Raw genomic sequence first — 17,782 nt, forward strand, 5'->3', positions numbered from 1 at the left:
GCCCTAGCCACCGGTCATCGACATGAATCGCACCAGCTTTTTCGGCTTCTCGCTGAATTCATGTCGCTCCGGTTTCAGTTCTATCGCCGCGCGGATCGCCGCTTCCAGTTCGGCGTCGCTGACGCCGGCGCGCAGCAGAGGGCGCAGTTCGAAACTTTCTTCCTGGCCCAGGCACATGTAGAGCGTGCCGTCCACGGACAGCCGCACCCGGTTACAGGTGGCGCAGAAATGTTGGGAAATGGGCGTGATCAGGCCCAGCGAGAAACCGCCGTCCCGGGTTTTCCAGTAGCGGGCCGGGCCGCCGCCCAGGGTGGCGGCCTGTTCGACCAGGTCGAATTCGGTTTGCAGCTGACGCAGCACCGGCTGCAAGTCCAGGTAACTGGCGGCGCGGCCGGTGTCGCCCATGGGCATGGCTTCGATCAGCCGCAGCACGAAGCCATGCTGAATACAGAAGGCGACCATGGCGCCGATGTCGGCGTCGTTGACGTCCTTCATCGCCACCATATTGATCTTGATCGGGGAAAAGCCGGCCTCCTTGGCCGCCATCAGCCCTTCCATCACCCGCGGCAGGCTGTCGCTGCCGGTGATGTCGTGCACGCAATCGCGGCGCAGCGAGTCCAGGCTGACGTTGACGCGGCTGACTCCGGCGGCGCGCAGCGCCTGGGCGTGGCGCGCCAGCTGAGTGGCGTTGCTGGTCAGCGACAGGTCGTTGAGGCCGGGCAGCGCGGACAGGCGCGCCGCCAGCTCCGGCAGATTGCGGCGCAGCAGCGGTTCGCCGCCGGTCAGCCGCAGCCGCCGCGTGCCCAGGCGCGCGAAAGCCGCCACCACGCGTTCTATCTCGTCGAAGGTCAGCCAGTTGGCCGGCTCTTCGAAGCCTTTGAAGCCTTTGGGCAGGCAGTAATTGCAACGCAGGTCGCAACGGTCGGTCACGGACAGACGCAGGTATTCGATGGAGCGCCCGAAGCGGTCGGTAAGCATGAGTTCCTCCATGGCAGCCAATGATACCGCTTAGTCGCAACCAAGTGGCCCGGCTGTCGCCGCCAATCTGATATTTCCTGATTCCATTTTACTAGCTAGCCCAACAATTCGCAGTCCAACCAAAGCACGCCGGCCCCTAGTCACTTGTGACTAGGGGCCGGCCGGCGAAATGCGAGCGCAGGATGAAGGGAACAGGCGCGTCCGGCGATCAGGAGCGACCCCGTGGGAAATCGGCGCTCAGGCGTGTTTGAACTTGTCCACCAGATCCACCAGCTCGCTGGCCGAGGCGTTGAGACGGTCGGACAAATCCGCCACCTCTTGCACCAGGCCGGAATTCTCCTCCGCCAGCGAGGCGATCACGCTGATATTGTTGGCCACCTCGCCGCTGGCCGCGGTCTGCTGCGCCATCGCCACCGCGGTGCCCTGGCTCTTGGCCGCGGCTTCGCTGGCTTCCTGGTGGATTTCGTCCAGGTCGTTGACGGTCTGCCCCACCAGCTCCAGGCCGGACTCCATGCGCTGGCGCGCCTCCTGCATGTGGTGGGCGGCGGTCTGGGTCTCGCCGCGGATGTCCTCGATCAGCGATGTGATGTCCAGCGTCTCCTTGCCGGTGCGCTCGGCCAGTTTGCGCACCTCGTCCGCGACCACGGCGAAGCCGCGGCCCATCTCGCCGGCGCGCGCGGCCTCGATCGCCGCGTTCAAGGCCAAGAGATTGGTCTGGTCGGCGATCTCGCGGATGGCGGTGATGATGGAGCGGATGTCTTCGGACTTCTGCTGCAAGGATTCTATCCGGCCGCCGGCGTCGTCCAGCACCGTCGAGGTCTGATTCATCGCCTGCGTGGTGCTGCGCATGCGTTCGCGGCCGTCGCTGACGCTGCTCTGCATCTGCTGCGCCACGTTCAGCGACAGCCGGGTGTTGGCGCTGACCGACTCGATACCCGCGCTCATCTCCTCCACCGCCGCGGCAATGCCGGCCGCCGACTGGCTCTGGGTTTCCGAAGCCTTGGCGGCGCGATGGGAAATCGCCAGCATCGCGTGCGCCGCCTCCACCAGGCTGTGGGCGTTGTGATTGACTTGGTTCAGGGTGCGGGCGAAGGCCTCCACCAAGTGGTCGAAAGCCTTGCCCATGCGCGCGATTTCATCGTGACCGCGGATGTCGGCGCGCGGCCTCAGGTCGAAATCCCGGCTCATCGAGGTCATCAGCAGTTCCAGCCGCTGCACCGGCACATGGATGCCGCGATAGATGGCGAAACCCAGGCCGCCCAGGGCCAGAATCACCAGGGCGGAGCCGCCCAGCGTCACCCACAGGTCGACGCGGGCCTGGGACACCTTGGCCGCCACCAGGCCGGCCAGATCGGACAGCAGCTTGTCCTGCAGCGTTTTCAGCGCGCCGATGCGCTGGGTCGCCGCCTGAAACCACGCCGCCGGCGCCACGCCGGCCGGCTGGCCCAGGGCCTGGCCCAAGAGTTTATCGCGCAGCGCCTGCAAGGCCTTGGCCTCGTCGCCGCCTTCCACCGCGTCCATCTGGGCGCGCAGCGTATCGTCCGCCATCAGCCGCAGCTGTCCGGCGCAGGCGTCCTGCTTGGCCTTGAGGCCCACCGCCTGGGCAAAGCTTTTTTGATCGAACACGCCGCCGTTGAGCACGCCGTTGACGTAGCCGCGCTCGCGGCCGGCGAACTCCTTCTCGCATTGCAGGCTGAGCAAGGCCGCGGTGCTGCGCAGCAGATCGCCGTCGCTATTGGCCTGCGCCAGCTTGGCGATCAGGCCGATCAGGGCGTCGATGCGGCCGGAATAGGCGGCGAAGGCCTCAGCCGCCGGCATCGCGCGTTTTTCCACGCTGTCGCGCAGCTGGGACAGGCCGTCCAGTTGACTGCTCAGGGCGGACAGATCGCCGGCCAGGCTGCTGGCGGCGTGATTGGCCGCCTCGTCGCGGAAGGCGGCCAGGTCCTTGTCGCTGACCGCGCGCGCCTGCTGCAAGGGCGGCGGCAAGCCGGCGGCCTGGCCGCTGAGGAAGCCGTTGCTCAGGCCGCGTTCGGTCTGCAAATCGTGGATCAACTGGCTGGAACGCGCCGCCACCTGGATCAGGCGATCCGAGCGTTGCAGTTCCGACAGGGTCTGGAAGCGATCGACGGCCAGCACCGAGGCCAGGCCGATCAGGGCGGCGGAAAAAGGCAGCAGCAGCAATAGCAGCTTGCTGGCGAGGGATAGCCTGGACAGCATGGCGGGCTCCGATCTCTATCGACTGTTTCTCTTGACTTTCCATGACAATGGAAACCAACACCCATCAATATAGATCAAGCCCGGTTCATGCTGAATACTGCAATGGGTTTAATGCCAATGGCCGGCTGGACAGCCGCGGCGGCTCAGCAACGGCCTTTCTTGGCCTGGCCCGGCGGGCAGAAATAGCCTTTGTCGCGGTGATGGCGATGGCGGTGCTTGCGATAGCGGCGGCCGTCGTCGTCGCGGCGTTCCGACGCCGCCGGCTTGCCGTAGTCGTGGCCGATGGCCGCGCCGGAAGCGCCGCCCACCGCGCCGCCGATGATGGCGCCGTTGCGGCCGCCCACCGCCTCGCCCACCGCCGCGCCGGCCGCGCCGCCCAGCGCGCCGCCAACGATGGTGGAGGTGTCCGCCAGGGCGGTGGAGGCCAAACCGGCCAGGCTCAGCGATAAGATGACAAGTGCGCGTTTCATGCGGCTAACTCCTGAATTTAAACGGATGAGGCAGCTTAACCGTTTGGTTGACAGCCGGCTGTTTCGAATTGTTAGGAATTGTTCTCTCTTGTTATCGCTTCACAACTTATCGAATTTATATGTAGCCGGACGGCATGAAAAACGGCGGAGCATCCAAAGATGCCCCGCCGCGACCTCATGCTGAATCTTGGCAAACCCGCCGGATCACCCCCGCGGCCGCACCAGCTGCCAGGCCCGGCCCAGATAGCTCACCGCGCCGAAGCCGCTCCACACGTGCACCAGACGGGTGAACGGGAAGATCACGAACAAGCTCATGCCCATGAACAAGTGCGCCTTGAACACCGGCGAGGCGCCGACGATGAAGATGGCCGCGTCGCCGCGCAGGGTGACGATGTGCTGAGCCCAGCTCATCAGCAACACCATCTCGTGGCCGTCCAGATGCTGCGCCGACACCGCGATGGTGCTGAGGCCCAGCAGCAAGGTGGCCAGAATCCACAGCAACACCAGCTTGTCGCGCCAGGTGGTGTTGGCCGCCAGCCGGTCACAGGTAAAGCGACGGTGCAGCAGGATCAGGATGCCGATCAGGCACAGGCCGCCCATGATGCCGCCGGCCGTCATCGCGAACACTTGCTTGAAGCTGTGGCTGACGCCCAGCGCGTCCCATACCGCCACCGGCGTCAACAGGCCCACCAGATGGCCGAAGAACAGGCCGATGATGCCGAGGTGGAACAGGATATTGCCCAGCCGCAGCTGGCCGCGGTACAGCAGCTGCGAGGATTCGCTCTTCCAGCTGTATTGCTCGCGGTCGAAGCGGATCAGGCTGCCCAGCAGGAACACCGCCAGCGCGATGTAGGGGTAGATGCCGAATACGAATTGGTGCAGATAGTTCATGTTGCTCTCCTGGCAGCGGGATTCAGCCCTGCGGCCGCTGCGGGTAAAAGTTCACCGGAGCGATGGCCGGCCGCGCCGGCTTCAGCAGCGGCTCCACGCCGTCCACGCCGGGGCCGAAGGTCTCCAGCATCTCGTCCATGTCGCGTACCGGCGGCACGGTCAGCGCTTCCGGCTCCACCGGCGACAGCAGCACCAGCCCCTGCAGCACGCCGGCGTAGTGGGAGTGGCTGTCGGCCAGCTTGCCGGCCACGTGGGCGATCACATGCACCGCGTCGGAGAGCAGCCGGGCGGCCTCCTCCGGCTGGCACTGCGCCAGGAACTCCAGGAACAGCGGCAGATAGTCCGGCAGCTCGTTCGCCGCCGGCTCCAGGCCCTGGGCCTGGTATTCGGCCAGCAGGTCCACCATGGCCTGGCCGCGGGCGCGGTCCTCGCCGTGGATATGCTCGAACAGGTGCAGCGAATGGCTGGGGTTGCGATCGAAGGTCTGCACATAGCGTTCTTGCAGCGTGATCAGATCCTCGCCCTCCAAGGACAGCAGCAAGGGCTCCAGCAGCCGGGCGATGCGCGGCTCGGCCGCCACCTCGGCGCGGATGTCGTCCGCCGCCGCGATCAGATCCGGCTCCGGGTAGCACAGCAGCGCCGATAAGGCCTGATAGATGCGCATGGCGTTCTCCTTCACTGACCGGAATTGGACTTGCGGTCGCGCCGCATGTCGTGGAACACGATGGGAGTGGCCTTCTTCTTGCCGAACAGGCTGGCCTCGGACTCGCCGCCGGAGCAGCCGTTGCCGAAGGTGAAGCCGCAGGACGCCTTGTCCTCGAAGGTGTTTTCCACCAGCTCCTTGTGGCTGGACGGAATCACGAAGCGGTCTTCGTAATTGGCGATGGCCATCACCTGATACATCTCCTCCACCTGGGCCGGGTTCAGATGCGTGCCCTTGAGGGTGGCGGGGTCCGACACCTTCTCCACGCTCTTCTTGCGCATATAGCGCCGCATCGCCACCATGGTTTCCAGCGCCTTCACCACCGGCTCTTCCTTGCCGGCGGTCAGCAGATTGGCCAGGTACTGGATGGGGATGCGCAGGTCCTTGACGTCCGGGATGATGCCGTTCTCGCCGATCAGGCCGTTTTCCATCGCGGACTGGATGGGCGACAGCGGCGGGATGTACCACACCATCGGCAGGGTCCGGTATTCCGGGTGCAGCGGGAAAGCCACTTTCCACTCCATCGCCATCTTGTAGACCGGGGAGCGCTGCGCGGCGTCGATCCAGCTTTGCGGAATGCCCTGCTTCTGCGCCTCGGCGATCACTTCCGGCGCGTTCGGGTCCAGGAACACGCCCAGCTGCGCCTCGTACAGGCTCTTCGGGTCTTCCACCGCGGCGGCTTCGTCTATCTTGTCGGCGTCGTACAAGAGCACGCCCAGGTAGCGGATGCGGCCGACGCAGGTTTCCGAGCACACCGTCGGCTGGCCGCCCTCGATGCGCGGGTAGCAGAAGGTGCACTTCTCGGCCTTGCCGGAGGTCCAGTTGTAATAAATCTTCTTGTACGGGCAGCCGGACACGCACATGCGCCAGCCGCGGCATTTGTCCTGGTCTATCAGCACGATGCCGTCGTCTTCGCGCTTATAGATGGAGCCGGACGGACAGGAGGCGACGCAGGCCGGGTTCAGGCAGTGTTCGCACAGGCGCGGCAGATACATCATGAAGGTGTTCTCGAAGGCCGAGTACATTTCCTTCTGGATGCCCTCAAACAAGGCGTCCTTGCTGCGCTTGGAGAATTCGCCGCCCAGATCGTCCTCCCAGTTCGGGCCCCATTCGATCTTGTTCATCTTCTTGCCGGTCAGCACCGACACCGGCCGCGCGGTGGGCGGCGTCTTCATCTCCGGCGCGTTCTGCAGATGTTCGTAGTCGTAGGTGAACGGCTCGTAGTAATCGTCTATCGCCGGCATATTGGGGTTGGCGAAGATATTGCCCAGGATTTTCAGCCGTCCGCCCTGACGCGGCTCCAGCTTGCCGTTGGGCTTGCGCACCCAGCCGCCCTTCCATTTTTCCTGGTTTTCCCATTCCTTGGGATAACCGATGCCGGGCTTGGTTTCCACATTGTTGAACCAGGCGTATTCGACGCCGTCGCGGCTGGTCCAGACGTTTTTGCAGGTGACCGAACAAGTGTGGCAGCCGATGCACTTGTCCAGATTCAACACCATGCCGATTTGAGCGCGGATTTTCATTGTTGCTCTCCTGCCGGACTATCCATCCAGTCCACTGAGTTCATCTTGCGCACCACCACGAATTCGTCGCGGTTGGCGCCCACGGTGCCGTAGTAGTTGAAGCCCCAGGACAGCTGCGCGTAGCCGCCTATCATGTGGGTGGGCTTGGTCACCGTGCGGGTCACCGAGTTGTGGATGCCGCCGCGCTTGCCGGACACTTCCGCGCCCGGCACGTTCACGATCTTCTCCTGGGCGTGGTACATCATCGTCATGCCCTGCGGCACCCGCTGCGACACCACGGCGCGGGCGGTCAGCGTGCCGTTGGCGTTGAACACCTCGATCCAGTCGTTGTCCACGATGCCGGCCTTCTTGGCGTCGTCCTCGGACAGCCACACGTTCGGGCCGCCGCGGCTCAGGGTCAGCATGCGCAGATTGTCGGAGTACGTGCTGTGGATGCCCCATTTCTGGTGCGGGGTCAGGAAGTTCAGCACCAATTCGTGATTGCCGTTGCCGTGCTTGCCCAGCACCGCCTGGGTGGTTTTCAGATCCACCGCCGGCTTGTACACGCACAGGCCTTCGCCGAAGGCGCGCATCCACTGGTGATCCTGGTAGAACTGCTGGCGGCCGGTGATGGTGCGCCAGGGAATCAGCTCGTGCACATTGGTGTAGCCGGCGTTGTAGCTGACTTCTTCGCTTTCCAGGCCGGACCAGGTGGGCGAGGAAATGATCTTGCGCGGCTGCGCCTGCACATCGCGGAAGCGGATGCTGTCGTGCTCGCGCGGCTTGGCCAGGTGGGTGTGGTCGCGGCCGGTGATCTTGGACAGCGCGTCCCAGGCCTTCACCGCCACGTGACCGTTGGTTTCCGGCGCCAGCGTCAGAATCATCTCGGCGGCGTCGATCGCGGTTTCCAGCTTGGGCTGGCCCTTGCCGGCGCCCTGGCTCGCCACCTGGTTCAGGCCGCGCAAGATGTCCACCTCATGGCCGGTTTTCCAGTTGATGCCCTTGCCGCCGTTGCCGGCTTTTTCCAGCAAGGGACCGATGGTGGTGAATTTGTCGTAGATCGCGCCGTAGTCGCGCTCCACCACCGTCATCTTGGGCATGGTCTTGCCCGGCACCGGCTCGCACTCGCCTTTTTTCCAGTCCTTGGGATCGAAGGGCTGGCCCAGTTCTTCCGGGGTGTCGTGCATCAGCGGGGTCAGCACCAGGTCCTTTTGCACGCCCAGATAGTCCTTGCCCAGCTCGGACAGCTTCTTGGCGAAGCCCTTGTAGATCTCCCAGTCGGTGCGCGACTGCCACAAGGGCTGCACCGCTTCGGACAGCGGGTGGATGAAGGGGTGCATGTCCGAGGTGTTGAGGTCGTCCTTCTCGTACCAGGTGGCGGTGGGCAGCACGATATCGCCGTACAAGCAGGTGGTGGACATGCGGAAGTCCAGCACCACCAGCAGGTCCAGCTTGCCTTCCGCCGCCGGGCGCACGGTGATTTCGGTGGGCTTGATGCAGTCGTCTTCCGAATTCAGCACCGCGTTCTGGGTGCCCAACAGGTATTTGAGGAAGTATTCGTGGCCCTTGCCGGAGCTGCCCAGGATGTTGGAACGCCACACGAACATATTGCGCGGGAAGTTCTGCGGGTTGTCCGGGTCGTTGCAGGCCAGGTCCAGCTTGCCGGACTTCAGACCGTCCACCACGTAGGCGGCGGCGTCCTGGCCGGCGGCGGCCGCGGCGCGGGTCACCTCCAGCGGGTTGGCGGACAGCTGCGGCGCGGACGGCAGCCAGCCCATGCGCTCGGCCTTGGCGTTGTAATCGATCAGCGCCATGCCAGCCATGCGACCGTCGGCGGTGGGCGCCAGGATTTCGCCTACGCCCAGTTTTTCATGCCGCCACTGGCTGGTGTGGGCGTAGAAGAAGCTGGTGCCGTTCATCTGCCGCGCCGGGCGGTTCCAGTCGCCGGCGAAGGCCAGCGGCGCCCAGCCGGTTTGCGGACGCAGTTTTTCCTGGCCCACATAGTGGCACCAGCCGCCGCCGGACTGGCCGATACAGCCGCACAGCATCAGCATATTGATGATGCCGCGGTAGGTCATGTCCATGTGGTACCAGTGGTTCAGCGCCGCGCCGACGATGACCATGGATTTGCCCTGGGTCTGATCAGCGTTCTGCGCGAACTCGCGCGCCACCTGGATCACCAGTTCCGGTTTCACGCCGGTGTGCTTCTGCTGCCAGGCCGGGGTGTAGGGCACGTCGTCCATGTAATCGACGGCGACGTTGCCGCCGCCCAGGCCGCGGTCTATGCCGTAGTTGGCCGCCATCAGGTCGAATACCGTGGCCACCAGGGTTTCGCTGCCGTCGGCCAGACGGATGCGCTTGGCCGGCACATTGCGGGTCAGCAGTTCATCGTGCTCGGCGCCGAAGTAAGGGAAGCCCACGCCCACCACCGCGTCGCTTTCTTTGATCAGCGACAGCTTGGCGGACACCTCGCGGCCATTGCCGCCGTCCTTCTGCTCCAGGTTCCACTTGCCGGCCTTGCCCTCGGCCTGGCCCCAACGGAAGCCGATGGAGCCGTTGGGCGCGACGATGTCGCCGCTGGCTTCGTCGATCAGCAGGGTTTTCCAGTCCGGGTTGTTGTCTTCGCCCAGGCTGCCTTCCAGATGGGAGGCGCGCAGGAAGTAGTCCGGAATGTAGCGCTCGCCGTCTTGCTTCAGCGCCACCAGCATCGGCATGTCGGTATAGCGGCGGATGTAGTCGGTGAAGTAGCCGGACGGATTATCGAGGTGGAATTCCTTGAAGATCACATGGCCCATCGCCATTGCCATCGCGGCGTCGGTGCCCTGCTTGGGGGCCATCCAGATGTCGCCGAACTTGGCCATTTCGCCAAAGTCGCTGGACACCGCCACCGTCTTGGTGCCCTTGTAGCGCACCTCGGTATAGAAGTGGGCGTCCGGGGTGCGGGTCATCGGCACATTGGAGCCCCACACCATCAGATAGGTGGAGTTGTACCAGTCCGCGGATTCGGCCACGTCGGTCTGCTCGCCCCAGGTCTGCGGGCTGGCCGGCGGCAAATCGCAATACCAGTCGTAGAAGGACAGCGGCACCCCGCCGATCAGGCTGAGGTAACGGCTGCCGGCGGCGTAGGACACCATGGACATCGCCGGAATCGGCGAGAAGCCCACCACGCGGTCCGGACCGTATCGCTTGATGGTGAAGGCGTTGGCGGCGGCCACGATCTCGTTGGCCTCGTCCCAGCTGGCGCGCACGAAACCGCCCTGGCCGCGCTTGGACTTGTACTGCTTGGCCAGTTCCGGCGTCTGGCTGATCTTTTCCCAGGCCTCCACCGGGCTCAGGGTCTGGCGCGCCTCGCGCCACAATTTGGCCAGCCGGCCGCGGATCATCGGATATTTGACGCGCTGGGCGGAGTAGACGTACCAGCTATAGGACGCGCCGCGCGGACAGCCGCGCGGTTCGTGATTGGGCAGGTCCGGCCGGGTGCGCGGGTAATCGGTCTGCTGGGTTTCCCAGGTGATCAGGCCGTTCTTCACATACACCTTCCAGCTACAGGAGCCGGTGCAGTTCACGCCATGGGTGGAACGCACCACCTTGTCGTGCTGCCAGCGCTGGCGGTAGGCGTTTTCCCAACCGCGATCCTCGTTGACGACGGCGCCGTGACCATTGGCAAAGGTGGAGCGGGTCTTGCCCAGGAAATTCAAACGGTCGAGAAAGTGACTCATCTTGCCTCCAAATATCGGGGTCCGCGCCGCACGGGCCGGCGGCTCCAGCCACCGGGGGAAACGGACCTTTTCACTTGATTGCAAGCTTAGAACGCGGCGGCAAGCGCCGACATTCGCCGAAGGTCGACGCCGGACGGCGCATTGGCACTAGTCACGGTTAGTACTTTGGCGAGACGAACTAGCCAGAAAGAACTAGTGGCGATATTCGACCCTTGCCGTCGAAAAATAAAATGTTATAACATAACAAAAACCGCGAACAGCCAAAGGCCTTCCTTCGCCACTCGCATCGCCCTCACCTAATCGGACCCCATGCCATGACGCCCACGCCCTCCTCCTCCGCCGCGCTAGACGCCAGACTGCCGGTCACCGTGCTGTCCGGCTTCCTCGGCGCCGGCAAAACCACCTTGCTCAACCACATCCTCAACAACCGCGAAGGCCGCCGCGTGGCGGTGATCGTCAACGATATGAGCGAGGTCAATATCGACGCCGCCCTGGTGCGCGAAGGCGGCGCCGCGCTGTCGCGCACCGAGGAAAAACTGGTGGAGATGAGCAATGGCTGCATCTGCTGCACCCTGCGCGAAGACCTGCTGCTGGAAGTGTCGCGGCTGGCGCGCGAAGGCCGCTTCGACCAACTGGTGATCGAATCCACCGGCATCGCCGAACCGCTGCCGGTGGCGGAAACCTTCACCTTCGCCGATGAGCAGGGCCGCAGCCTGGCCGACTCCGCGCGGCTGGACACCATGGTCACCGTGGTGGACGCCTGTCACTTCCTGCGCGACTACGCCTCGCGCGATCAGCTGCGGCAACGCGGCGAATCCCTGGGCGAGGCCGACGAGCGCACGGTGGCGGACCTGTTGATCGAACAAGTGGAGTTCTGCGACGTGATCGTGCTCAACAAAACCGATCTGATCGACGCCGCGGACAAGGAACGGCTGGCCGGCATTCTGCGCCAGCTCAACCCGCGCGCCCGCATCGTCGAAGCCCGCTTCGGCCAGGTGCCGCTGGACGCGGTGCTCGACACCGGCCTGTTCGACTTCGACGCCGCCGCCGACGCCCCCGGCTGGCTCAGCGAGCTGCGCGGCGAACACACGCCGGAAACCGAGGAATACGGCATCGCCAGCTTCGTCTACCGCGCGCGCCGCCCCTTCCACCCCCAGCGCTTCTTTGAACTGGCGCAGCGGGAATGGCCGGGCGTGCTGCGCTCCAAGGGCTATTTCTGGCTGGCCAGCCGCCCGGCCCACGCCCAGCTGTGGTCGCAGGCCGGCGCGGTGTGCCGCCACGAGCTGGCCGGCCAATGGTGGGCCGCCACCCCGCGCGAATACTGGCCGCAGGACGAAGACAGCCTGCGCCAGATCGAAAGCCACTGGCGGGACGGCATCGGCGACGCGCGTCAAGAACTGGTGCTGATCGGCATCGCCATGAACGAAGCCGAACTGCGCCGGCAATTGGACGACTGCCTGCTGGACGAGGCCGAAATGGCCGCCGGCCCGGCCGCCTGGGCGCTGCTGCCGGACCCCTTCCCGCCGCTGGACACCCTTGCCGAGGACGCCGCATGAACGCCCCGCTGCCCGATATCGCGCGCAGCGGCGCCGCCGCCGCGCTGCTGCCCTTGAACTGGGTGGGTATGGACGGCATCGCGCTGCCGCTGCGGCTGGCGGACGCCGCCCACGGCTGCGTCGCCGCCCGCGCCAGCGTGCAAGTCAACCTGCCCCGGCCGGCGATCAAGGGCATCCACATGTCCCGGCTCTACCGGCTGCTGCAAGCCCACGCCGACGCCGCGCCGCTGAGCCCGGACGCCCTAAGCCGGCTGCTGCGGGCGATGGCGGACAGCCACGCCGACTGCGGCAGCGACGCCGCCCGCGCGGAATTCCGCTTCGAACTGCTGTGCCAGCGCCCGGCGCTGGCCACGCCGGGCCTGTCCGGCTGGAAGGCCTACCCCGCCGCGCTGGGCGCCGAACTCGACGGCGGCGGCTGCCGGCCGTGGGCCGAAGTGGAAATCGCCTACTCCTCCACCTGCCCCTGCTCCGCCGCGCTGGCGCGCCGGCTGATCGCCGACGCCTTCCGCCAACAGGAGCGCGCGGCCACGCCGGACGCGGTCTACGACTGGCTGCTGGAACACGCCACCCTGGCCACCCCGCACAGCCAGCGCAGCCAGGCGCGGCTGCGCTTCGACATCCCCGCCGACGCCGCCGGCTGGGAGCTGGCGGCGCGCATAGACCTGGCCGAACAAGCGCTGGCCACCCCGGTGCAAACCGCGGTCAAGCGCGCCGACGAACAAGCCTTCGCCGCGCTCAACGGCGCCAATCTGATGTATGTGGAAGACGCCGCGCGCCGGCTGCAAGCGGCGCTGGCCGGCCACGGCCTGAGCCGGGTGGACGTCCGCCACCAGGAAAGCCTGCACCCGCACGACGCGGTGGCGGCCAGCCAACTCTCATAAGCTATCCACGATCTCGCGAGCAAGAGCGAGACAAGGCGAGAACAGCGGAGAAAGCGGAATGTACGTTCGGTACCTGAGCATTTCGAAGATGTTCTCAACGCCGTATCGCCGCAGCGCAGCAGATCGTGAACACTCTCTCAGGGAGCAGCGCTTGATACGCAAAAACCCCTCCGGCCACCTGCCGGTGATCGCCGAATCCGCCTACGTCGACAAGACCGCCATCCTCTGCGGCAAGATCATCGTCCACGACCATGTCTTCATCGGCCCCTACGCGGTGATCCGCGCCGACGAAGTGGACGCCAACGGCGAGATGGAGGCCATCGTCATCGGCCCCCACTCCAATATCCAGGACGGCGTGGTCATCCACTCCAAGGCCGGCGCCGCCGTCGCCATCGGCGCGCACACCTCCATCGCCCACCGCTCCATCATCCACGGCCCCTGCGCCGTGGGCGAACGCGTCTTCGTCGGCTTCAACAGCGTGCTGTTCAACTGCCGCGTCGGCGACGGCTGCGTGGTGCGCCACAACGCGGTGGTGGACGGCTGCGAACTGCCGGCCGGCTGCTACGTGGCCTCCACCGAACGCATAGGCGCGGCCAGCGACACCGCGCGCCTGCCCAAGGCCAGCGTGTCCGCCGCCGAATTCTCCGAAGACGTGCTGCGCGCCAACAGCGAACTGGTGCGCGGCTACAAAGCGCTGCAAAACGAGTTCTGAATGAGCGACATCCTGATCCGCAACGCCCGCCTGGTCAGCGACGGCCGCGAGTGGGAAGCCGACCTGCGCGTCGGCAACGGCCGCATCCGCCGCATCGATGCCAGCCTGCCCGGCCGCCCCGGCGACATCGACATCGACGCCGCCGGCCAATGGCTGCTGCCCGGCATGATCGACGACCAAGTCCACTTCCGCGAACCCGGCGCACCGCACAAGGGCAGCATCGCCAGCGAATCCCGCGCCGCGGTGGCCGGCGGCGTCACCAGCTTCATGGACATGCCCAACACCCGGCCGGCCACCACCTGCCTGGACGCGCTGGCGGACAAGGAAAGCCGCGCCGCCGCCGGCTCGGTGGCCAATTACGGCTTCCACCTGGGCGCCACCCGCCACAATCTAGCGCTGATCGCCGCGCTGCCGCCCAACCGCGCCGCCGGCGTCAAAGTGTTCATGGGCGCCAGCACCGGCGACCTGCTGCTGGACGACCCGGCCGCGCTGGAACGGCTGTTCGCCGCTTGCCCGCTGCCCATCCTCACCCACTGCGAACACACGCCGCGCATCCGCGAGCGCGAAGCCGCCTGGCGGCTGCGCTTCGGCGACGACATCCCGCCGGACCAGCACCCGCTGATCCGCGACGCCGAAGCCTGCTACCAATCCACCCGGCTGGCGGTGGAGCTGGCGCAACGCCACGGCAGCCAGCTGCACGTGCTGCACCTGAGCAGCGCGCGCGAACTGGAGCTGTTCCCTCCCGGCCCCGTCGCCGGCAAGCGCATCACCGCCGAAGCCTGCGTCCACCACCTGCTGCTGGACGACGGCGACTACGCCCGCCTGGGCCACCTGATCAAATGCAATCCGGCGATCAAAAGCCGCGCTGACCGCGACGCGCTGCGCCAGGCGCTGCGCGACGGCCGCATCGACCTGATCGGCACCGATCACGCGCCGCACGCCTGGGAGGAAAAACAGCAGCCCTACGCCCAGGCCCCGGCCGGCCTGCCGCTGGTCCAGCACGCGCTGCCGGCGCTGCTGGAATTGGTGGCCGACGGCGAACTGACGCTGCCGCAACTGGTGGACAAGACCAGCCACGCGGTGGCCACCCGCTTCGCCATCGCCGAACGCGGCTATCTGCGCGAAGGCTATTGGGCCGATCTGACGCTGGTGCAGCGCCTGCCCGCGCCGCGCCCGGTCTGCCGCGACGCCCTGCTGGCCCATTGCGGCTGGACCCCCTTCCCGCACCTGGCCTTCCGCCACGCGGTCAGCGCCACCATCGTTTCCGGTCAATTGGCTTGGTTCCAGGGCCGCATCCAGCCGGACTGCCAGGGCCTGCCGCTGCGGTTTGTGCGCTGAGGGCCGGTTCAAGACCGGCTGTCGGCGGGCTCCCGAAGCCGCTGCCGGTGGGTATCGCCGATGGCTCCACCCACCCTACGGACTAACGCCTCGCGCAGCGTCCCCTGGGTAGGGTGGGTGGAGCGCAGCGATACCCACGCGGAGAAAGCCGACGGCCCTATCCTAGCCACACGACGGCTGACAGAATCGGTTGGCAAGCCAGGCGGATACCTCAAGACAACGCAGAATGGAGGCGGCAGACGCCTAACAGGGTTGACAGACCGGCATATCGGAACCGGCAGCCCGTGAGGGCTCCCCGCCAGCGCCCGCCATTAACACTTATGCCGATACCGACCATGCCGCGCGATAGCATGGCGAAAAGGGTTGGCTAAACGGCCAAATACGTCAAGCCAAGGCGGTCTAATTGAAACCGCATCGCCATTCCGCCCCCTCCCCTCAATAAACATTCAAATATCCATCCATCACATCAATAGAAACAACAATAAAGTCCTTACAAAACCATCTTTATTTAATACTTTCCTAGAAAGCAATTTAACAATTAAAATCAATGACATAGGTCTGTAATTATTTACCATTGACCTTAAAAAACAAACAGCGGAATACTGTAAATATAAAATTCAATCATTTACAAAAATGATCACAACAATGGCTCGCTCGCTTCATTCCATCACTTAGGAGCGCCATATGCGATTGTATAAAAGCCTTGCCCTTGCCGCGGGCCTGATTCCCTTATTGTCCGCGTGCGAAACCGACGAAGCCAGCCCCTTTTCCGCCGGATCGGTACAGACCGCTAATTTCAAACAGGCCGCCAGTTCCGTCATCAAAACCGATTTCGAAATCTTCAAGCAATGCGCGGACAACTGCATTCTCTCGCCGGCGGAACCGGGTAAATTCATCAGCACCTCATTGCCGCTGCAAATCACCCCGTCGCCGGACGAAGGCGTGCTGTATTACTCGATGTTCGTGCAAGACCGTCTCATCGCCGCGGCCAATAATAGCGCCACCATCAAGATCGACAACTTCGCCAAGGTCCGGATCAACGACGGCCAAAGCACCGGCCACGCGCCGGGCACTTTGACCATTGAACTGGCCGCCCCGGACGGCAAGGTCAAGACATTCACCCATAAGCGCCGCACCGAATGGTTCACGCTGAATTGGGTGGTGCCCATCGGCAAAGACGCGCCCACCAGCATCAAGCTGTTCATCATGGACATGGACAGCAATAAGAAGATCGTCGATCACTCGCCGCTGTACAGCGTGGACCTGGACAACGCCGCGCTGGCGCGCTGGCCGGACAAGGCCAAGCTGGCGTTCAGCTCCGCCAATCCAAGAAACGACATCATCCTGTCTTGGCCGGGCGTGGGCTACACCGCCGCGCCCACGCAGCACAACCGGCAAAAGCGCTGGAGCGAATGGCATAGCGGCGTCCTGCTGTGCTGGCTGGACCCGCTGGACGCCATCTACAACTATGTCACCCAAAACCGCTGCCAGTTGAACAAGACCTGGGAAGGCAAGCTGTACCAGGTGGTGGCCGGCAAGCCGCAGATCAATGAATTCAAACCGCTGGCCAAAGCGCCCATCCAGCACCGGGTGCACTTCAGCAAGGAAAACGCCTTGGGCGCGCTGTCCGCCCACCGCGTCTGCGGCATCCCGCTGGAATCCCTGGCCCGCAGCCGCCAGCCCAGGGGATGGGAAGAGCTGTCCGCTTGCGGCTTCCGGGTGGAAAACATCGTCGGGCTGTACATCGCCACCCGGCTGTCCTTCGACCGTTTCCGCCAGGTGGTCGATGACTTGATCCATTCCCGCCCGGTCAGCGGCGCGCAAGATCCGGAGGCGCTGGAGCAATTGGGCACCGCGGTGCGCGAAACGCCGGAACTGGCCCGCGAAGGCCTGGCCGAGGCGGAAGCGCGCTTGAACGCCTATCGCGCCAACCACGCCGGCGCCAGCGCCGACGACGCGCAAAGAGCGGACGTGCTGTCCCTGACTTGCCCGGCCGACAGCGAGCCTTGCGCCGCCGCCAACGCCGACGGCGCCCACGTCAACCGCGAGTACCACCCCGGCTCAAGCTTCTTCGCGCCGGGCGAAGCGGTGGAATTCCTCGCCAACGGCACCACCGGCAACTGGAGCCAGGAACGCCTGCTGGCCACCCATCAGCGGCTGCTGGACCAGGGCTATGTCTTCGCCGGCTATCACGGCGGCTCCCGCGCCGCCGCCACAAGCATCGTCACCGCCGGCATCACTCACCGCACCCAGGATCTGCAGCCGATCTGGCGCGGCCTCTACATCGCCGGCGATCCGAACGTCGCCTACGGCTACGCGCTGGACAACGACTCCGGCGCCACCGGCATCATGATGCGCGTCTACGTGCCCAGAACCGCCCTCTCCCGCCTGTTCCGCACCAGCCAGCCGCTTAGCGACGAGGCCGCGGCGCTCAGGGAGATCAGCCGCTTGCTCGGCCGCAACGTCACCTTGAACAGCCTCTTGGGCTATGAGTCGATCACCGGGCCGCAAGACCCCGGCGAAGCGGATGAAACCATTCTGGGCTGGGATCTGGCGGAACACGCGGTGGCGATTCCGTCGATGATTCAGGGCAACAACAGCGTGCGGCCCATCAATGTGCCGGACTACGAGAAGAAGATCAGCGGCCTGCCTGACTACGTCACCAAGCGCTGACCACCATCAGGCCCTGGGAAAGCGCCCTCCGGCTTTCTCAGGGCCTGTTTACGATCTGCTGCGCGTCGTGGAGCGTTACACGGTGGGTACCGCTTCAGAATGCTCCTGTACCGTATGTACATTCCGCTTCTTCAGCCGCAAC

Annotated in this window: 12 protein-coding genes; 5 read left to right on the plus strand and 7 right to left on the minus strand. The window is 65.1% G+C overall.

Translation table 11 applies throughout. The features are described from left to right. Positions 1-3: 3 nt before the first annotated feature. The 7 genes from moaA to NK214_RS20065 all read right to left on the minus strand — a co-directional run bounded on the left by moaA (position 4) and on the right by NK214_RS20065 (position 10,480). The gene (gene moaA / locus NK214_RS20035) at positions 4-978 is read right to left on the minus strand and encodes a GTP 3',8-cyclase MoaA (protein ID WP_235089544.1); all 975 of its coding nucleotides are present in this window, start codon (positions 976-978) and stop codon (positions 4-6) included. A 237-nt stretch (positions 979-1,215) separates the two neighbouring features. After that, complete coding sequence (locus tag NK214_RS20040; RefSeq protein ID WP_253315321.1) at positions 1,216-3,195, minus strand: methyl-accepting chemotaxis protein; 1,980 nt, start codon at positions 3,193-3,195, stop codon at positions 1,216-1,218. A 143-nt stretch (positions 3,196-3,338) separates the two neighbouring features. Then, the gene (locus NK214_RS20045) at positions 3,339-3,665 is read right to left on the minus strand and encodes a glycine zipper domain-containing protein (protein WP_107799002.1); all 327 of its coding nucleotides are present in this window, start codon (positions 3,663-3,665) and stop codon (positions 3,339-3,341) included. A 204-nt stretch (positions 3,666-3,869) separates the two neighbouring features. Continuing rightward, positions 3,870-4,556 (minus strand): respiratory nitrate reductase subunit gamma, encoded by a 687-nt coding sequence (gene narI / locus NK214_RS20050; RefSeq protein WP_253315322.1) that lies wholly within the window; start codon positions 4,554-4,556, stop codon positions 3,870-3,872. A 22-nt stretch (positions 4,557-4,578) separates the two neighbouring features. Further along, positions 4,579-5,220 (minus strand): nitrate reductase molybdenum cofactor assembly chaperone, encoded by a 642-nt coding sequence (narJ, locus tag NK214_RS20055; RefSeq protein ID WP_253315323.1) that lies wholly within the window; start codon positions 5,218-5,220, stop codon positions 4,579-4,581. 11 nt (positions 5,221-5,231) lie between these two features. Beyond that, complete coding sequence (gene narH, locus NK214_RS20060) at positions 5,232-6,782, minus strand: nitrate reductase subunit beta (RefSeq protein WP_107798999.1); 1,551 nt, start codon at positions 6,780-6,782, stop codon at positions 5,232-5,234. Further along, positions 6,779-10,480, minus strand: coding sequence for a nitrate reductase subunit alpha (locus NK214_RS20065; protein WP_253315324.1), 3,702 nt, complete (start codon positions 10,478-10,480; stop codon positions 6,779-6,781). The genes narH and NK214_RS20065 overlap by 4 nt, the downstream gene beginning before the upstream one ends. A gap of 314 nt (positions 10,481-10,794) precedes the next feature. Between NK214_RS20065 and zigA the strand changes: the two genes are divergently transcribed. The 5 genes from zigA (at position 10,795) to NK214_RS20090 (ending at position 17,640) form a co-directional block, all read left to right on the plus strand. Continuing rightward, entirely contained in the window at positions 10,795-12,036 is a 1,242-nt protein-coding gene (gene zigA / locus NK214_RS20070) for a zinc metallochaperone GTPase ZigA (RefSeq protein ID WP_227107446.1), read from the plus strand. Next, on the plus strand, positions 12,033-12,917 hold the full coding sequence (gene folE2 / locus NK214_RS20075; protein WP_253315325.1) for a GTP cyclohydrolase FolE2: 885 nt from the start codon (positions 12,033-12,035) through the stop codon (positions 12,915-12,917). Before zigA ends, folE2 begins: the two co-directional genes overlap by 4 nt. Before the next feature lie 151 nt (positions 12,918-13,068). Further along, complete coding sequence (locus NK214_RS20080; protein WP_166451759.1) at positions 13,069-13,629, plus strand: carbonate dehydratase; 561 nt, start codon at positions 13,069-13,071, stop codon at positions 13,627-13,629. After that, positions 13,630-14,967, plus strand: coding sequence for a dihydroorotase (locus tag NK214_RS20085; protein ID WP_253315326.1), 1,338 nt, complete (start codon positions 13,630-13,632; stop codon positions 14,965-14,967). 684 nt (positions 14,968-15,651) lie between these two features. After that, the gene (locus NK214_RS20090; RefSeq protein ID WP_253315327.1) at positions 15,652-17,640 is read left to right on the plus strand and encodes an exotoxin A binding domain-containing protein; all 1,989 of its coding nucleotides are present in this window, start codon (positions 15,652-15,654) and stop codon (positions 17,638-17,640) included. Positions 17,641-17,782 lie beyond the last annotated feature (142 nt).

The sequence above is a fragment of the Chromobacterium sp. S0633 genome, from assembly GCF_024158805.1.
Lineage (GTDB): Bacteria > Pseudomonadota > Gammaproteobacteria > Burkholderiales > Chromobacteriaceae > Chromobacterium.